Raw genomic sequence first — 14,660 nt, 5'->3', positions numbered from 1 at the left:
CTCAAAGTGAATGTTTTCATCATTTTTATTAACTTTTTATTATCATTTCTTTATGTAACATAACAATCAAATCTGATTTACATATTGAGCCTGAAAAATGGATCTTGATCACAATGTTGTTGGCCATCGCCAGTTCAGCACGGCTGTCTTTGGCATGATCGTTTTAACGCTGGGCATGGGAATTGGCCGTTTTTTATATACTCCGATGCTGCCGGTTATGTTGCATGAAGGCATTTTTAGTTTTTCACAATTATCGTTAATTGCCAGTGCGAATTATGCCGGCTACCTGGTTGGCAGCCTCCTGTTCTCTTTTGGTATTTTTGGTGGTCTAAAGAATATCAAAGGGATGTTAATTTGTGCTGCATTAGTCACAGGGCTGCTTATTTTTGCGATGGCTGTGGTCACACATCCTGACATAGTGATTGTTATTCGATTTATCGCCGGTGTTGCCAGCGCAGGCATGATGATATTCGGATCGATGCTTGTGCTACAGCATACCCATAATCCGTTTGTCATTGCTTCTTTGTTTGCCGGCGTCGGGGTGGGTATTTTTATCGGAAACGAATATGTTATAGCCGGTATCGCCTATGCATTAAATTCAAAACTGCTATGGATCGGGGCATCAATCATTTCAGCTGTACTCTTCCTCGCGCTAATTATCTTATTGCCTGCAAACAAACACGTCCTTCCTTCTCAGAAAGCAGCTTCCTCATCCGAGCCGAACATCCAGTGGTGGAATTTAGCATTGCTGTATGGACTGGCCGGTTTCGGTTACATCATTGTGGCAACTTATCTCCCTTTGATGGCCAGAGGCGTGGGTAATGAATTTCTGGCTAACCATATCTGGTCTATTGTTGGCCTCGCCGTTATCCCCGGATGCTATGGCTGGTTATGGGCCGCACGCAAGTGGAGCATATTGTCCTGCCTGAGCGTTAACTTAATTGTGCAGGCGAGTTGTGTTGTGATGGCCTCGTTTATCCACTCGCCGTTTTTATTAACCTTGAGCTGTATTGGCTTCGGCGCAACCTTCATGGGTACCAGTTCTCTCGTGATGCCACTCGCGAAAAATATTTCTGCGCCGCAGAGAATTAATCTACTTGGGCTGGTAACGCTGACCTATGGTATTGGGCAAATTGCCGGACCATTGATCGTAAACGCGTTTCAAACCAATAAAAATGGAATGACTATTTCAATACTTGCAGGTGCTTGTGCGTTATTTATTGCAGCAGGGATAAGCTATTTGCAACACTGCAAAGTTAAATTTTCAGAAAATTTTAGCGAGCAATAAATACAAGTATTGCTATTTCGTGAATATTTAATCGGTAATTTTTATGCTCATCTTTACCCTGATGCAATCTTAAAACTATCTAATAACAGGAGTTAATATGCCTTACGTAAACATCAAAATCACTAATGAAGGTGCTACCGTTCAACAAAAGAAACGGCTGATGGAGGGAGTGACCCAGTTACTGGTCGATGTCCTGAATAAAAACCCAGCTACAACGATTGTGGTTATTGAGGAAGTAGAAACTGACAACTGGGGGATTGGCGGCGTGCCAGTCACTGAGTTGCGTAAAAAAAGCAAGCTGTAGCTGCCTATGAAATTGTTGGTAGGTTTTGTTCTTTGTATCCTGGTTGGCTTGGGTTTTACCTATTGCAACGTTCCGTTGGGTATGATGTTTGGCCCCCTGATTACCGTGCTGTTGTTAAAACCTATGGGTTTTTCTGTACCCGTGTTGCCGGGCAGTATGACGGTGATTCAACTCTCTCTTGGCACGTCGATTGGTCTTTTATTTCGCGATTTTTCTTTTGGGGCGCAAGAACATATCGCATTTTTACTGCTGTTATTATTGCTGTGCTTATCCCTGCAATTTACCGCGTGCTACTTGTGGTGTATTCATCGATTACGCTGGAGCAGGGACGAGGCTCTATTGGGCGCTGTTCCGGGGGCGATGGCGGCGGTTTTAGCGTTGGCTTCGCACATAAAAACGCCGCCGCAAAAAATTATTATTTCGCACTCGCTGAGGCTCATCACGCTGACCTTATTTGCCGGATATATTAGCGGCGGCGCGCATACCCCTACGGACTTCCCGCCTGTATTGTTAACCGCGACTAATATGCTCTGGTTATTGGGCATTGTCTTAGCGGGCTATGTGTTGGGCAAGTGCCTTGAACGCATCCATTTTCCCGCACCTTTTATGATTACATCGTTACTTTGTGCGGCGCTATTGCATCCTTTGTCATCTCAGACGGTACTCTTTCCCGATATTTTCAATCAGTTCAGTATGGCCTTAATGGGCATATTGCTGGGGCATCATTTTATTGCGTTTACGTTGACGGCATTTATGCGCCATCTCTGGTCTTCAATGCAGCTCATTACCATTGGGCTGGGCGTGACGGTGGTGATGGCGTTGGCAACGTCGCATCTTCTGGATTACCCTTTTTATTTATTGATGCTCTCCTGGGTCCCAGGAAGCGTGGAATCCATGTCCTTTGCGGCACTGGCGCTTAAAGCGGATGCCGGTTTTGTTATGGCAAGTCATATCATTCGCATGTTGATCATCCAGACTCTCCCTGCGATTGTTATTTATCGGAAAAGAGAGGTTATGCAAGGTAATGGCGCTAAAATGCGTAAACCGACGAAGCCACTTTAGGGTTTGGTTTATGACCGTGTTAAGGAAAGCGCCCCATGCTTAAAGAAAATTTCAATGAGCTTCAGCTCTTTCTCGCTGTCGCGCGAGAGCGTAGCTTCACCAAAGCCGCGGGTAAGCTAGGTGTGTCGCAGTCGGCGCTCAGCCACGCAATGAAAGCGCTGGAGGCCCGGCTGAACATTCGCCTGTTGACGCGCACCACCCGCAGCGTAGCCCCAACGGAAGCCGGTGAGCGGATCATCGCCTGTCTGGAGCCCCGGCTTTCCGAGCTGGATGAAGAGCTTGAACAACTGATACAACTGAACGGCGTTGCGGCGGGGAATATCCGCATTTCTGCGGGCGAACATTCAGCCAAATGTCTGGTGTGGCCAAAACTGAAACCGTTTTTACGCCAATACCCCGATATCAACGTTGAGCTGGTGGTGGATAACGGCTTCGTCAACATTGTGGAAGGGCGCTTCGATGCCGGTGTACGCCTGGGCGAGAGTGTCGATAAAGACATGATCGCCGTGCGCATTGGCCCTGACGTTCGCCTGGTAGTTGCCGGTTCGCCGGACTATTTTGCGCAATATGGCATGCCGCAAACGCCACACGACCTCCAGCATCATCGCTGTATCAATATGCGTTTGCCTACGGCGGGCGGGCTCTATCACTGGGAGTTTGAAAAAGCAGGGAAACAGTTAAAGGTGAGGGTAGACGGTCAACTCACTTTTAATACCATTGCTGAACGAATCGATGCGGCAGAGTCGGGTTTTGGTCTGGCATTTGTACCTGAGGATAGCATCGGTCAGCAAATTGCCGATGGAAGGCTTGTGACTGCCTTGACCGAATGGAGTCCTGTTTTTTCGGGATATTATCTCTATTATCCCAGTCGAAAACAGCACCTGCCCGCATTCACCTTACTGATTGATGCACTCAGATATTCCGATGTTGTTTGAGCGCATTAACGCTGCCCCTTCATTGCCTGCTGAATCACCGGAATCGGCGTCAGCAAATGCTGACGCATTAATTCACTGGCGCGTGCCGCATCGCGCGCCAGTATTACCTCGGTCAATTGCTGATGCTGGTCATGTTTATCTTCCAGCATTTCGACAGACAGCACCGTTCTGCGTAGCCAGATAAAGCGATAGCGCGCGGCCAGATCAAATAACCTTTCGCGCATTTGCAGCAGATAATAAGAACCACAGCCCGCGACAATTGCCGTATGGAACGCCTGATGGCGGCGGTCCCACTCATCGAGCATATTTTCACTGGCGTCGTTGGCTTCCAGTTTGCTGAGCATATGTGCGCGGGCAAGGATCTCGGCCTCCCAGGCGTCATCACCGCGTTCGATGGCCAGGCGTACCAGCATGGCTTCCATGTTGGCGCGCGCATCGAAGATGTCGAGCAGCTCCTTTTCCGACATGGAAGCGACGTTATATCCTTTCTGATTAACCACCGTCACCAGCCGCTCTGCCACCAGTTGGGAAAGCGCCTCTCGCAGTGGCCCTACGCCAAGGCCGTAGCGAGCGGTGAGCAGGCTCATGCGCAGCTTTTCATCGGGTTGATAAACGCCGCGAATAATATCGTTTTTCAGCCAGCGGTAGCCATCAATGGCCGTTGGTTGAGGAATAGCGGTCATGGCCTTGCTCCTGTGTAGCAATCCCGGCTTGCGCCGGGATAACAATCTATCGGGTATTGTGTAGTGGCGTTTTTTGCCACAATACCAGTTTTTTCCAGCGCGCCATAATCGGCACGGTACAGATAATCCCTATCGCTAATAAGCCGGTGGAAATGACCTCGAGTTGCTGCGCCGGGCGGAATAACATCACCACCAACACAAAGGTAATAAAGCCAATCACCAGCCAGGTGAGCCACGGATAAAGCCACATTCGCAAGCGAATTTCGCTTCCTTCTGCTCGCAGAATTTTGCGCATCCGCAACTGTGAAACGGCGATGACTAAATAAACCAGCAGGGCGATAGCGCCGGAGCTGTCGATCAGAAATTTAAACACCTTCGCAGGCGCGTAATAGTTCACCACCACCGTTAAGAATGCCGCGCCGGTGGAGAGTAACACCGCCACGTACGGGGTTTTACTGCGGTTGATTTTACCCATTACCGCAGGCGCATCACCGCGACGGCTTAAGGAGTAGAGCATCCTGGAGGCGGTATACAACGCCGAGTTCAGGCAACTGGTTACGGAAAGTAATATCACACAGTCCATGATTAATTTCGCATGGGGAATATTGAGCAATTCCAGAACCGAGCGATAAGAACCGACGGCTTTCAGCCCCGGCATATTCCACGGTATTAATGCCACGACGACAAAAATAGAGCACAAATAGAAGATAGAAATACGCCAGATAACCGAGTTGGTGGCGCGGACAATATGTTTTTCCGGCGTGTCGGATTCCGCAGCGGCAATGGTGACAATTTCTGCGCCCATAAACGAGAACATGGTGATCAACATCGCGCTTAATACCGCACCGAAGCCGTTGGGCATAAAGCCGCCGCTATCCCACAATCTTGAGATCCCGCTCACTTCGGCATAAGGGTAAAAACCGCTAATTGCGACTGCACCAAGGAAAATAAAGGCCAGGATAGCGATGACTTTGCACAGCGCCAGCCAGAACTCAAATTCCCCGTAGTTTTTAACGCTTAATAAATTACTGCCAGTTAAGGCGAGGGTAATGACGAGGGAAAATAACCAGATGGGAATGCCTGGAACCCACGAGTGCAGGATCATGGCGGCGATGTTGGCCTCCAGCGGGATAACCAGTACCCAAAACCACCAGTACAGCCAGCCGATGGTATAGCCCGCCCAGCGGCCAATGGCTTTATCGGCATAGGTGGAAAACGAACCGGTATCGGGCGTGGCAACTGCCATTTCCGCCAACATCCGCATAATCATAACCACCAGTAACCCGGCGAACAGATAGGCCAGTAATACCGCTGGGCCCGCTTCGGCGATGGCGACGCTGGAACCGACAAACAGACTTGCGCCGATAACACCGGCAATAGACAACATGGTGACGTGGCGTGACTTCAGCCCGCCGCCTAACTCATGTGGTTGCGATGATTGCCCCATCCTGAATCCTCTCGAAAGTGTGTCACTTGGGAGAGCGCCCCGACATTTCCCGCGTCGGGTCACGCGTTTAATTGTTATTGATTCTTTTTGCCGGAGAGCGGCTCCGCCTTATCCGGCCGACATAGATTTATTCCTGTTCACGTACAGATTGTCGGATGCGGCGTAAACGCCTTATCCGACCTGGATCACCGTCGGCCGGACAAGACGCGCAGCGTCGCCTCCGGCATGGGAGCGGTGCTACTGCTTCGCCTCATCAAAACACTGACCGATGATCTCCAGACCCTGACGGATCTGAGCGTCTTCAATAGTGAGCGGTACAAGGATGCGCAGCACGTTGTAATACGGGCCGCAGGAGAGAAGAATCAGGCCCTTATCGCGGGCGCGTGCCACGATCTCGGCAGTGAGTTTTGCGTCCGGTTTACTGTGATCGCCATCTTCAAACAGCTCGATGGCGATCATCGCCCCCAGCCCGCGTACGTCGCCGATCTCGGTGTGTTTTTCGGCGATCGCCAGCAATCCGTCTTTCAGCTTCTGCCCCAGATCGTTGGCTTTTTGCAGCAGATTTTCCTGCTCGAACACCTTCAACACTTCCAGCGCCGCCACGCAGGCAATCGGGTTACCCGCATAGGTGCCGCCCAGACCGCCTGGAGCGACGGCATCCATCACTTCCGCGCGCCCGGTGACGCCCGCCAGCGGGAAGCCGCCCGCGATCGATTTCGCAAAGGTGGTGAGATCGGGTGCCACGCCCATCTGCTCCATCGCAAACAGCGTGCCGGTACGCCCCGCGCCGCTCTGCACTTCATCGGCAATCAGCATGATCCCGTGCTCGTCACACAGCGCGCGTAAACGCTGCATAAAGGCTGGCGTCGCGGCGTAGAAACCGCCTTCGCCCTGAACCGGCTCAATCACGATGGCGGCGATATCTTCCGGCGCAGCGTCATTTTTAAAAATTCGGTGAATGCTGGCGATAGCGTCATCTTCACTGATGCCGTGCAGCGGGCAAGGATAAAGCGCGCGATAAACGTGCCCAGGCATCAGTCCCATGCCCGCAGAGTACGGATTCACCTTGCCGGTCAGCGCCAGCGTGTAGTGCGTGCGCCCGTGATACGCGCCGCTAAAGGCGATGGTGCCGCTACGTTTGGTGGCGGCGCGGGCGATTTTCACCGCGTTTTCCACCGCTTCGGAACCTGTAGTGACCAGCAGCGTTTTCTTGGCACAATCGCCTGGCACCTTCTGATTCATAATCTCGCACAGCTCCAGATACGGCTCGTAGGCCAGCACCTGAAAGCAGGTGTGCGACAGTTTTTTCAACTGCGCTTCCACCGCCGCAACCACCTTCGGATGCAGGTGCCCGGTATTGAGCACCGCAATCCCGCCCGCGAAATCAAGATACTCACGGCCTTCAACGTCCCACACCCGGCAGTTTTCCGCGCGGTCAGCGAAAATGGGGTGAATTTGCCCAACGCCACGAGGAACTGCCTGACTGCGGCGTTGCATTAACTCTTTATTGCTGCTCATTCGCGTTCTCCAGTTAAAGACCGATGCACATATATTTGATTTCTAAGTAATCTTCGATGCCATACTTCGAACCTTCACGACCCAGACCCGAGGCTTTGATGCCGCCGAACGGGGCCACTTCATTGGAAATAATGCCGGTATTGATGCCGACGATGCCGTACTCCAGCGCTTCGCCCACGCGGAAGACGCGGCTTAAATCACGGGCGTAGAAATAGGCGGCAAGGCCAAATTCGGTGTCATTGGCTTGCGCAATCACATCAGCTTCATCTTTAAAGCGGAACAGCGGGGCGAGGGGGCCGAACGTCTCTTCTTTCGACACTTTGGCGTTGGCCGGAACGTCCACCAGAATGGTCGGCTGGAAGAAGTTGCCGCCGCGTTCGTGCGCTTTACCACCGCAAACCACGCGCGCGCCTTTCTCCAGCGCATCGGCAATATGCTCTTCAACTTTTGCTACCGCTTTTTCATCGATCAGCGGCCCGATGGTGACGCCTTTCTCCAGCCCGTCGCCGATGTGCAGTTTGCTCACCGCCTGCTGTAATTTTTCGGCAAAGCGGTCATACACGCCGTCCTGCACGTATAAACGGTTGGCGCAGACGCAGGTTTGCCCGGCGTTGCGGAATTTCGAGGCCAGCGCGCCTTCCACGGCTTTGTCGAGGTCGGCATCGTCAAAGACGATAAACGGCGCGTTGCCGCCCAGCTCCAGCGACACTTTTTTGATGTCTTTCGCGCACTGTTCCATTAACTGGCGGCCAATTTCGGTCGAACCGGTAAACGACAGTTTGCGCACCAGCGGGTTGCTGGTCAGTTCGTTACCGACTGCGCCCGCCGAACCGGTGACCACGTTAAATACCCCAGCCGGAATGCCCGCGCGAATCGCCAGCTCCGCCAGCGCCAGCGCAGAGAACGGCGTCTGACTGGCGGGTTTCAGCACCATCGTGCAGCCTGCCGCCAGCGCCGGACCGGCTTTGCGGGTAATCATCGCCGCCGGGAAGTTCCACGGGGTGATAGCTGCGGTAACGCCAATCGGCTGCTTGATAACAATCAGGCGCTTATCGGCCTGATGACCGGGAATGGTGTCGCCATAAATACGCTTGCCTTCTTCGGCAAACCACTCAATAAAGGAGGCGGCGTAGCTGATTTCGCCTTTCGCTTCAGCCAGCGGTTTGCCCTGTTCGAGGGTCATCAGGCGCGCTAAATCGTCCTGATGCTCCATCATCAAATTGAACCAGTTGCGCAGAATGTTGGCGCGTTCTTTGGCGGTGAGCGCACGCCAGGCGGGCAGGGCGCGGTTGGCGGCGTCGATAGCGGCGCGGGTTTCATCCGCGCCCATTTTCGGCACGCTACCCAGCTTGTCGCCGTTCGCCGGATTGGTGACGTCGATGACCTCGCCATTGTTGGCGTCCAGCCATTCCCCGTTAATCAACGCCTGCTGGCGGAATAAGTTACTGTCGTTAAGTTTCATTGTTACGTCCTGTTTTCAAAGGTTATTGATTAAATGCGGCGTGTAAGGCATCCACACTACGTGCCGCTCGCAGCGTGCGTCCGGGGTTACTCTGGCTTGCCAACAGCGTTTGTACCTTGCTGACAATATGCGCACCAATAGGAATTGCTGATGTCGCTGCCGGGGAGGGCGCATTGCAGGTGTGGATCGTGCGCGGGGTGGTGACAAACAGAAAATCGTCAATCAGCTTGCCGTCCGGCGATACCGCCTGCGCCCGCACACCGGCGGGCCAGGGCTGGAGATCGCTTAACGAAAGCCGGGGACAATACTTTTGCACCAGCCGCAGATAGCCGCTTTTGCACAGCGAGTTTTTCATCTCGCCCAGTCCTGAGCGTAGATGGTTTTGCAGCACCCGGCGAATCCCCGACGAGCTCAAAATCTCCAGCGTGTCACTAAATGAGAAGTCGCGCTTGCGATAGCCTTCGCGTTTGAAAGCCAGCACCGCGTTTGGCCCGACGGTCACGCTGCCGTCGATCATGCGGGTGAGATGCACGCCCAAAAATGGCATCGCGGGGTCGGGAATGGGGTAAATCAGGTGGTTAACAATCTGGTTATGCTCCGGCGCAAGGCGGAAATACTCACCACGGAACGGGCAGATGATAAAGCCCGGTTCGAGTCCGAGCATTTTCACCAGCCGGTCAGCCATCAGCCCGGAACAGCTAATCAGCGTCGATGCTTCATATTCGCCGCCCTGGCGGGTACGTATCACCACGCCGTTTTTATGCTCACTGAGGCCGCTGACTTCTGCGTTATAGATAATCTCACCGCCTCTGGCCTGGAAAATTTTTGCCATCGCCGCTGTGACTTCGCGGTAGCTGACAATGCCGCTGGACGGCACAAAAATGCCGCCAAGCCCGGTGATATTCGGTTCGCGCTCGCGCAGTTCCACGGCGTTTAACCACTCGCGCTCGATACCGTTTGCCGCCGTGCGTTCCCACAACGCGCGCATCCGTTCCATTTCGAGTTCAGAGGTGGCGACCAGCATCTTGCCGCAGTTGTCATAGCGAATGCCGTTTTGATCGCAAAAGGCTTTAGTGGCGCGGTTTCCCGCCAGGCAAAACTGTGCCTTCAGGCTACCGGGCGTGTAATAAACCCCGGCATGGATCACGCCGCTGTTGTGGCCCGTCTGATGACAGGCCGGGCCGGACTCTTTTTCCAGCAACGCAATGCGGGCATCCGGATAGACATCAATTAGTTGCATGGCGGTCGACATGCCGATGATGCCGCCGCCAATAATCACAAAATCATACATCCGCTCAATTCCTTTGCGCTTACTGATGCGTCTGGTAGTGGTTAGAGGCGTAAGCGAAATAGCCACGCTGGCGCATCAGTTCACGGCGCAGATCCGGATGCGCGGTAAAGCGGTCGCGACCGTGCAGCCAGAACAGATTGTTAATCAACAGGAATTTGCCAACGGGAACGGGCACAGAAAGAATGCCTTTGCTGGTTTCAATGGCGTCGGAAAGCTCGCTCAGCCACACGCCTTCTTCGAAGTCTTTTGGCTGGACGAACTGGTCGATATAACGCATCACCGGGCGACCTTGTTGATCAACGTCGAACACTGGATGGAAAACATCTTTGCTGACGTTTTTGCTCGGCGGCGCGGCAAAGCGCATCGGGCGACGCGCCAGTGGATGGCGGAAATAGTGGTCGAGATGTTCCCAGTCGTCGAGATGCAGCAGCAGCGAATTTCCGCCCTGCATGTTCTGCTCATCGATTTTCATCATCAGCACGTAATCGGTGATCTCTTCGACATACGTACCGTCGTTGTGTAGCTCCATCACGCGGTGCGGCTGACGCAGATAGCTGTCTGAGTTATCGACATTTTTCACTACAAAACGCGCGTAATACTGACCGCTCATTGCGTCGAAATTGGAGCGACCAATCAGATGCGCCACCGCCGTCGCCAGCTTCACCATCTCATCTGCCTTTGCGACATCATCGACACCCACCGCGTTGATCAGCAGCGCACCCTCAGCGCGGTTTAGCAGGGTCTTCAACAGCAACGGTTGCAGCTGATTCGCACACAGATCGTCAAGAATTTTGCCTACCCGAAAACGCAGAAACGATTTGTACTCCAGCGCCTGCACGGGCCATTCGGCAACCTGCTCGAGAAACTGTTTGGTCGTCTGTTCGGTGAAGGTGAGTTCCAGCAGACGCGGGGATTGCGCCGACGGGGTGAGGGTGAATCCGCTATAGTCCTGGCCTGAATCGACAGCGTTATTTTGTACGGCGGTCAGTGCATTCATCAGAAGCGATCCTCTTATGAGATGTAGGGTGACATGGCGATGCTCATTTCGTAGCCATAAGTAAAAAATATCTACATTTTTAGAAAACGTGCACAGAGAGGGCGATTTGTTTCAAATTTGTGATCAAATGCGGCAGGAATTAAACGTCTTATTTGTGTGGGTATGCGTGCCGGGTAACCACGTTACCCGGCTTTAGGTGAAGGGATTATCGCGGCATCAGGGCAAAAACGCCCCAGCCGACGTATTCACGGGTGTATGTGACATGCCTTTTTGGTGATTCAGTTAAAATTGAGCGAACCTCCGGTGCGAAAGGATCGTTCGGGTTGGCTTCCAGCCAGCGGCGTAGGGTGAGCCATTTTGCCGCTTCATAGCGATCCCAGCCTTCCTGGTCTGCCAGCACCATCTCCACCACGTCATAGCCGCGCTCATCAAATAAACCGACCAGTTCCGGCAGTGCCAAAAAATCCTCAGGCGCGTTTGCGCCGCACGCCTGCGCAACCGCGTCGGATTCAGGCCTGCGACGCCAGAAAGGTTCGCCGATAAGCATCATACCGCCGGGTTTCAGGCTTTGACGCAGAAGGGCCAGCGTGCCTTCAAGGCCCCCGGCAATCCAGGTTGCACCGACGCAGGCTGCGATATCACAGGGTTCAGCAGCCACATAACCTGCTGCATCTCGATGGATAAAGCTCACGCGTTCGCTTACTTTCAGTTCCAGCGCCCGCGCTTTAGCCTGCCCGGTGAACAGCGGGCTTAAATCGACGCCTGTACCCGTTATCTGATGATCGCGCGCCCAGGTGCAGAGCATCTCACCGGAGCCGCTGCCGAGGTCAAGAATGTGCATTTCTGGCGTAAGCCTGAGAACGCGCCCCAGCGTGGCGTACTTTTCTGCCGTGAAGGGGTTATGAATGCGGTGCGCACTTTCGCTAATCGTAAAAATACGTGGGATATCCATAGGTTTTCTCCTTGTTTAGCGGTTGTCCAGTTGGGCGCGGACGTTCTGCAACCCGGTGGTGTTGATACGGTAAGGTTGCCCATTGACGGACTTAATCAGTTTTTTGGTTTTGAGTTTTTTAAAGACGGCGAGAGTACAGTCGCTGAGCAGAAGCCCTTCGCGGCTATAGCATTCGACGGAGGTCACGCGGCCTGAAGAATCGCGAACGTGCGCAATTCGGCCACCTTTGGCGAGAACGTGTAAGGTACGTTGTTCCTGACGGGATAAATTCATACTGGTGAACCTGTTAATCATCATGTGCAAAACGTGCAAACACACTGCGGTGTCCGCATTCGATTTCGGCGCATTGATAATCAGACCGGCCTTAAAAGGTCGGGGAGCTGATTATCGGATGATTACATTCTCCAGCATCAAAGCCTCGGTATGAGTTGATAGGTATTTACAGTGTGAATGTTAACACGCAGGTTTTACAGGGGAATAGGCGATGTTGGGTTGTGTGAGGGAGATCACGCAGGAGGACGCGGTGATGTCTCCTGACCTATTCCCGGAAGTGAAGAACTCAATTGTATTTTCAAATTAGGTAAAAATGCTTTATGCCATAACAGGTAACGCTATGCTGCCTTCAGGTATCGCGATGATATGAAAGGAAGCCTATAAAGCCGCCCGCCTGGTGTTTTTGTGTTTTACCGTTCATCTTTTCACCGTCTGTGAATGCGACTGAAAAAAACGACTATTTCAAGCGCATCAGTTTTCACTCACCCACCAACTCCGGCTTTCGCACCGCCTCTATTCTGAGCGCCGGGTTTACCGGGGCCAAGGTCACCATGAGCAGCAATCACGAAGCGCTCAATCTGAATGATGTCGTCTTTAGTGTTGCCCATGACTGGCTCGACATTCGTCCGCATCAGGAAGGGCGAGTAACGCTGGTGATGAAACGGCAGCCGCAGGAACATGAACTCTCCAATACGTTGACGTTGCGCAACCGTAAAACGGACAATACGCAGCACTATCCTTTCGTTGTGAACACCTGGCTTATCGGTGAGGGCACGGTTGATAATAATTTCTCTACCGCCCGCGAACGCTGTCAGCGAATGGGGGGCGGTTGTTAACGACGCGCGAATTCCGCGATGTGTCGAGGAAATGGTTTGGCTTGAGTCACGGTCAACTGAGCGAAAGGTATCCGCAAGCTCGTATCTTCCACCCACAGACGCAGGCAGGCGGCAGTTTCTGGGTGCATGAAGCGAAAGCGTTACACCTGCATACGGGGATTAAAAGTCATCAGCGAGGGATTAATACGTTTTGTCGGTATAATTATGCTGGTGCGTTGGAGGTCTGGGCTGGAACTTTTGAGTATGGCAAAGAAATTTTTCAAAAATAATCGTATTACCAAATTAAGTGGCACTGGCAGTGTACGCATTACCAAACTGTTGAATGCCATCCTTCCTGCGGGGCCAAAGGTTGATCGCAGCGGCCTCATGTTAGAAATTAAGCGTCAACTTGCCGTTGGTAAAGATGAGGAATATATCCTCCGCAATGTTCCTAAATCCGTTGCTTATGCTCGCTATCTAAAGGCGCAAGCCTCCACCGAAAACTATCGAGAATTAACGCGGGAAACACTGGAGAAAGCGGAGGCCAAACGACAGCAGGTTGAGGTCCACCAACATGAAAATGAGCAACTGGAACAGGAGCGGCGTTTCCAGATTGTTGAATGCCATAAAGATGAAGCTCTGCGCCTTGCCAGTGGCGGATTGATTGAAAAGGGTGTGCCGTATTCGAAACAGCTTCACGAATGGGTGAGTGGCCTTCGGAATCAAGGTCTTCCAGTACAGGAAATCATCGCGGCTATTCTCTCCTCATCCATTTTTGAAAAGTACTGCTTCCGGCGTGATGCTGTCGGGAAAATCCAAAAGGGGAAAAAAGCCGCTGCTAAGGCTGAGGACTTGCAGCGTTTGGAGGATCTACATAAAGCGTCACGCCTTCGCCGTGAAGAAGAAGTGCGGAAGGCTAATAAAAAACGCATCAATGATGAAGCCAGCCGTGAAGATATCCACGAAAAATTGCGTCAGATTCTACCGACGCATCTGCTGCTCGAATTCCGTTTACAGTTCCGCGGCACCGCTGAAACTATGCTCGAAAGCGCCCGTGATTTTATGGCTGCACGTATGCATAAACAGGTACAGCCAGCACCAGTCAATCAGCCTATCGAACCGATAGATATGCAACAACCGGTAGCACCCATTGCAGAACTTCCTGTGAAGCCTAAACGAGAAGGCTATAAAGCGGAGGTCATTACTCGTCCTGATCAGGTGGAATTCACCGAGACAGTACGTCTGAACTGTTTTAATTGTTGCGTGATTTCCGGTGTTCGCACACGCCAGCGCACGGAAGCGGCCCATCTTATGGAGCACTGCAATGACGGTATCGACCATTACACTAACGGGCTGCTTATGCGCGTTGACCTGCATCGTTTGTTTGATGCGGGCCTGATGGCGATTAACCCAGAGACATTGACCGTTCACTTTGACGCGGGAGTGTTGGCAGACGATCCCGACCTGGCGCAATTTGAAGGTAAGCTCATTGCTGATACCCAGCGTCCGATTAACCCGGCTTACCTGCTAGCCCGCTGGGCGGAATTCAGTCAGAATGCAGCGTGAAGGGGCAGGCAAGGACGAACACTATTGTTTTTAAGCTGTTAGAGGTTGATAGGCTGCTTTTTAGCGA

At 52.6% G+C, this 14,660-nt stretch carries 15 protein-coding genes; 7 read left to right on the top strand and 8 right to left on the bottom strand.

All coding sequences use genetic code 11. From position 1 onward, the window contains the following. Positions 1–97 precede the first annotated feature (97 nt). The 4 genes from G163CM_RS08975 to G163CM_RS08960 all read left to right on the top strand — a co-directional run bounded on the left by G163CM_RS08975 (position 98) and on the right by G163CM_RS08960 (position 3,589). On the top strand, positions 98–1,288 hold the full coding sequence (locus G163CM_RS08975; protein WP_231827767.1) for an MFS transporter: 1,191 nt from the start codon (positions 98–100) through the stop codon (positions 1,286–1,288). Positions 1,289–1,385: 97 nt separating this feature from the next. Then, a complete protein-coding gene (locus G163CM_RS08970; protein WP_231827766.1) occupies positions 1,386–1,592 on the top strand; it encodes a tautomerase family protein in 207 nt (68 codons plus the stop codon). A gap of 6 nt (positions 1,593–1,598) precedes the next feature. Next, positions 1,599–2,654: an AbrB family transcriptional regulator gene (locus tag G163CM_RS08965; RefSeq protein WP_231827765.1), complete on the top strand. Its 1,056-nt coding sequence runs from the start codon at positions 1,599–1,601 to the stop codon at positions 2,652–2,654. 35 nt (positions 2,655–2,689) lie between these two features. Next, positions 2,690–3,589 carry a LysR family transcriptional regulator gene (locus G163CM_RS08960; protein WP_231827764.1) on the top strand — a complete coding sequence of 300 codons (900 nt, stop codon included), beginning with the start codon at positions 2,690–2,692 and terminating at the stop codon, positions 3,587–3,589. Positions 3,590–3,594: 5 nt separating this feature from the next. Here G163CM_RS08960 and csiR read toward each other — a convergent pair whose 3' ends face one another. The 8 genes from csiR to G163CM_RS08920 all read right to left on the bottom strand — a co-directional run bounded on the left by csiR (position 3,595) and on the right by G163CM_RS08920 (position 12,212). Next, the gene (gene csiR / locus G163CM_RS08955) at positions 3,595–4,272 is read right to left on the bottom strand and encodes a DNA-binding transcriptional regulator CsiR (RefSeq protein ID WP_015965002.1); all 678 of its coding nucleotides are present in this window, start codon (positions 4,270–4,272) and stop codon (positions 3,595–3,597) included. A gap of 46 nt (positions 4,273–4,318) precedes the next feature. Continuing rightward, entirely contained in the window at positions 4,319–5,719 is a 1,401-nt protein-coding gene (gene gabP, locus G163CM_RS08950) for a GABA permease (RefSeq protein WP_149461597.1), read from the bottom strand. 237 nt (positions 5,720–5,956) lie between these two features. Next, positions 5,957–7,237, bottom strand: coding sequence for a 4-aminobutyrate--2-oxoglutarate transaminase (gene gabT / locus G163CM_RS08945; RefSeq protein WP_231827763.1), 1,281 nt, complete (start codon positions 7,235–7,237; stop codon positions 5,957–5,959). Positions 7,238–7,250: 13 nt separating this feature from the next. Further along, positions 7,251–8,699 carry an NADP-dependent succinate-semialdehyde dehydrogenase gene (gene gabD / locus G163CM_RS08940; protein ID WP_021577833.1) on the bottom strand — a complete coding sequence of 483 codons (1,449 nt, stop codon included), beginning with the start codon at positions 8,697–8,699 and terminating at the stop codon, positions 7,251–7,253. A gap of 22 nt (positions 8,700–8,721) precedes the next feature. Continuing rightward, on the bottom strand, positions 8,722–9,990 hold the full coding sequence (gene lhgO, locus G163CM_RS08935) for an L-2-hydroxyglutarate oxidase (protein WP_096320627.1): 1,269 nt from the start codon (positions 9,988–9,990) through the stop codon (positions 8,722–8,724). A gap of 19 nt (positions 9,991–10,009) precedes the next feature. Next, the gene (gene glaH, locus G163CM_RS08930; RefSeq protein WP_231827762.1) at positions 10,010–10,987 is read right to left on the bottom strand and encodes a glutarate dioxygenase GlaH; all 978 of its coding nucleotides are present in this window, start codon (positions 10,985–10,987) and stop codon (positions 10,010–10,012) included. Positions 10,988–11,192: 205 nt separating this feature from the next. Next, entirely contained in the window at positions 11,193–11,939 is a 747-nt protein-coding gene (locus G163CM_RS08925; protein ID WP_231827761.1) for an SAM-dependent methyltransferase, read from the bottom strand. A gap of 15 nt (positions 11,940–11,954) precedes the next feature. Further along, a complete protein-coding gene (locus G163CM_RS08920; protein WP_015964995.1) occupies positions 11,955–12,212 on the bottom strand; it encodes a YjhX family toxin in 258 nt (85 codons plus the stop codon). 551 nt (positions 12,213–12,763) lie between these two features. On the opposite strand from G163CM_RS08920, the gene G163CM_RS08915 reads away from it, so the two are divergent. Genes G163CM_RS08915 through G163CM_RS08905 form a run of 3 tightly spaced genes read left to right on the top strand, consistent with a single transcriptional unit; the run spans position 12,764 to position 14,593 of the window. Then, a complete protein-coding gene (locus G163CM_RS08915) occupies positions 12,764–13,048 on the top strand; it encodes a hypothetical protein (protein ID WP_231827760.1) in 285 nt (94 codons plus the stop codon). Beyond that, a complete protein-coding gene (locus G163CM_RS08910) occupies positions 13,042–13,317 on the top strand; it encodes a hypothetical protein (RefSeq protein WP_231827759.1) in 276 nt (91 codons plus the stop codon). The genes G163CM_RS08915 and G163CM_RS08910 overlap by 7 nt, the downstream gene beginning before the upstream one ends. Next, positions 13,292–14,593: an HNH endonuclease signature motif containing protein gene (locus G163CM_RS08905; protein WP_231827758.1), complete on the top strand. Its 1,302-nt coding sequence runs from the start codon at positions 13,292–13,294 to the stop codon at positions 14,591–14,593. The genes G163CM_RS08910 and G163CM_RS08905 overlap by 26 nt, the downstream gene beginning before the upstream one ends. Positions 14,594–14,660 lie beyond the last annotated feature (67 nt).

The sequence above is a fragment of the Pseudocitrobacter corydidari genome, assembly GCF_021172065.1.
Taxonomy (GTDB): domain Bacteria; phylum Pseudomonadota; class Gammaproteobacteria; order Enterobacterales; family Enterobacteriaceae; genus Pseudocitrobacter; species Pseudocitrobacter corydidari.
Note: the sequence above shows the minus strand (reverse complement) of the source record. Positions and strands in the feature narration are given on the sequence as shown.

What these genes read in the sequence shown, in the direction of transcription:
- G163CM_RS08960 (WP_231827764.1), top strand. Translation starts at nt 2,690, where the DNA reads ATGCTTAAAGAAAATTTCAATGAGCTTCAGCTCTTTCTCGCTGTCGCG.
- glaH (WP_231827762.1), bottom strand. Translation starts at nt 10,987, where the DNA reads ATGAATGCACTGACCGCCGTACAAAATAACGCTGTCGATTCAGGCCAG.
- gabT (WP_231827763.1), bottom strand. Translation starts at nt 7,237, where the DNA reads ATGAGCAGCAATAAAGAGTTAATGCAACGCCGCAGTCAGGCAGTTCCT.
- G163CM_RS08905 (WP_231827758.1), top strand. Translation starts at nt 13,292, where the DNA reads ATGGCAAAGAAATTTTTCAAAAATAATCGTATTACCAAATTAAGTGGC.
- G163CM_RS08915 (WP_231827760.1), top strand. Translation starts at nt 12,764, where the DNA reads ATGAGCAGCAATCACGAAGCGCTCAATCTGAATGATGTCGTCTTTAGT.
- G163CM_RS08925 (WP_231827761.1), bottom strand. Translation starts at nt 11,939, where the DNA reads ATGGATATCCCACGTATTTTTACGATTAGCGAAAGTGCGCACCGCATT.
- G163CM_RS08965 (WP_231827765.1), top strand. Translation starts at nt 1,599, where the DNA reads ATGAAATTGTTGGTAGGTTTTGTTCTTTGTATCCTGGTTGGCTTGGGT.
- gabD (WP_021577833.1), bottom strand. Translation starts at nt 8,699, where the DNA reads ATGAAACTTAACGACAGTAACTTATTCCGCCAGCAGGCGTTGATTAAC.
- G163CM_RS08970 (WP_231827766.1), top strand. Translation starts at nt 1,386, where the DNA reads ATGCCTTACGTAAACATCAAAATCACTAATGAAGGTGCTACCGTTCAA.
- lhgO (WP_096320627.1), bottom strand. Translation starts at nt 9,990, where the DNA reads ATGTATGATTTTGTGATTATTGGCGGCGGCATCATCGGCATGTCGACC.
- csiR (WP_015965002.1), bottom strand. Translation starts at nt 4,272, where the DNA reads ATGACCGCTATTCCTCAACCAACGGCCATTGATGGCTACCGCTGGCTG.
- G163CM_RS08920 (WP_015964995.1), bottom strand. Translation starts at nt 12,212, where the DNA reads ATGAATTTATCCCGTCAGGAACAACGTACCTTACACGTTCTCGCCAAA.
- gabP (WP_149461597.1), bottom strand. Translation starts at nt 5,719, where the DNA reads ATGGGGCAATCATCGCAACCACATGAGTTAGGCGGCGGGCTGAAGTCA.
- G163CM_RS08975 (WP_231827767.1), top strand. Translation starts at nt 98, where the DNA reads ATGGATCTTGATCACAATGTTGTTGGCCATCGCCAGTTCAGCACGGCT.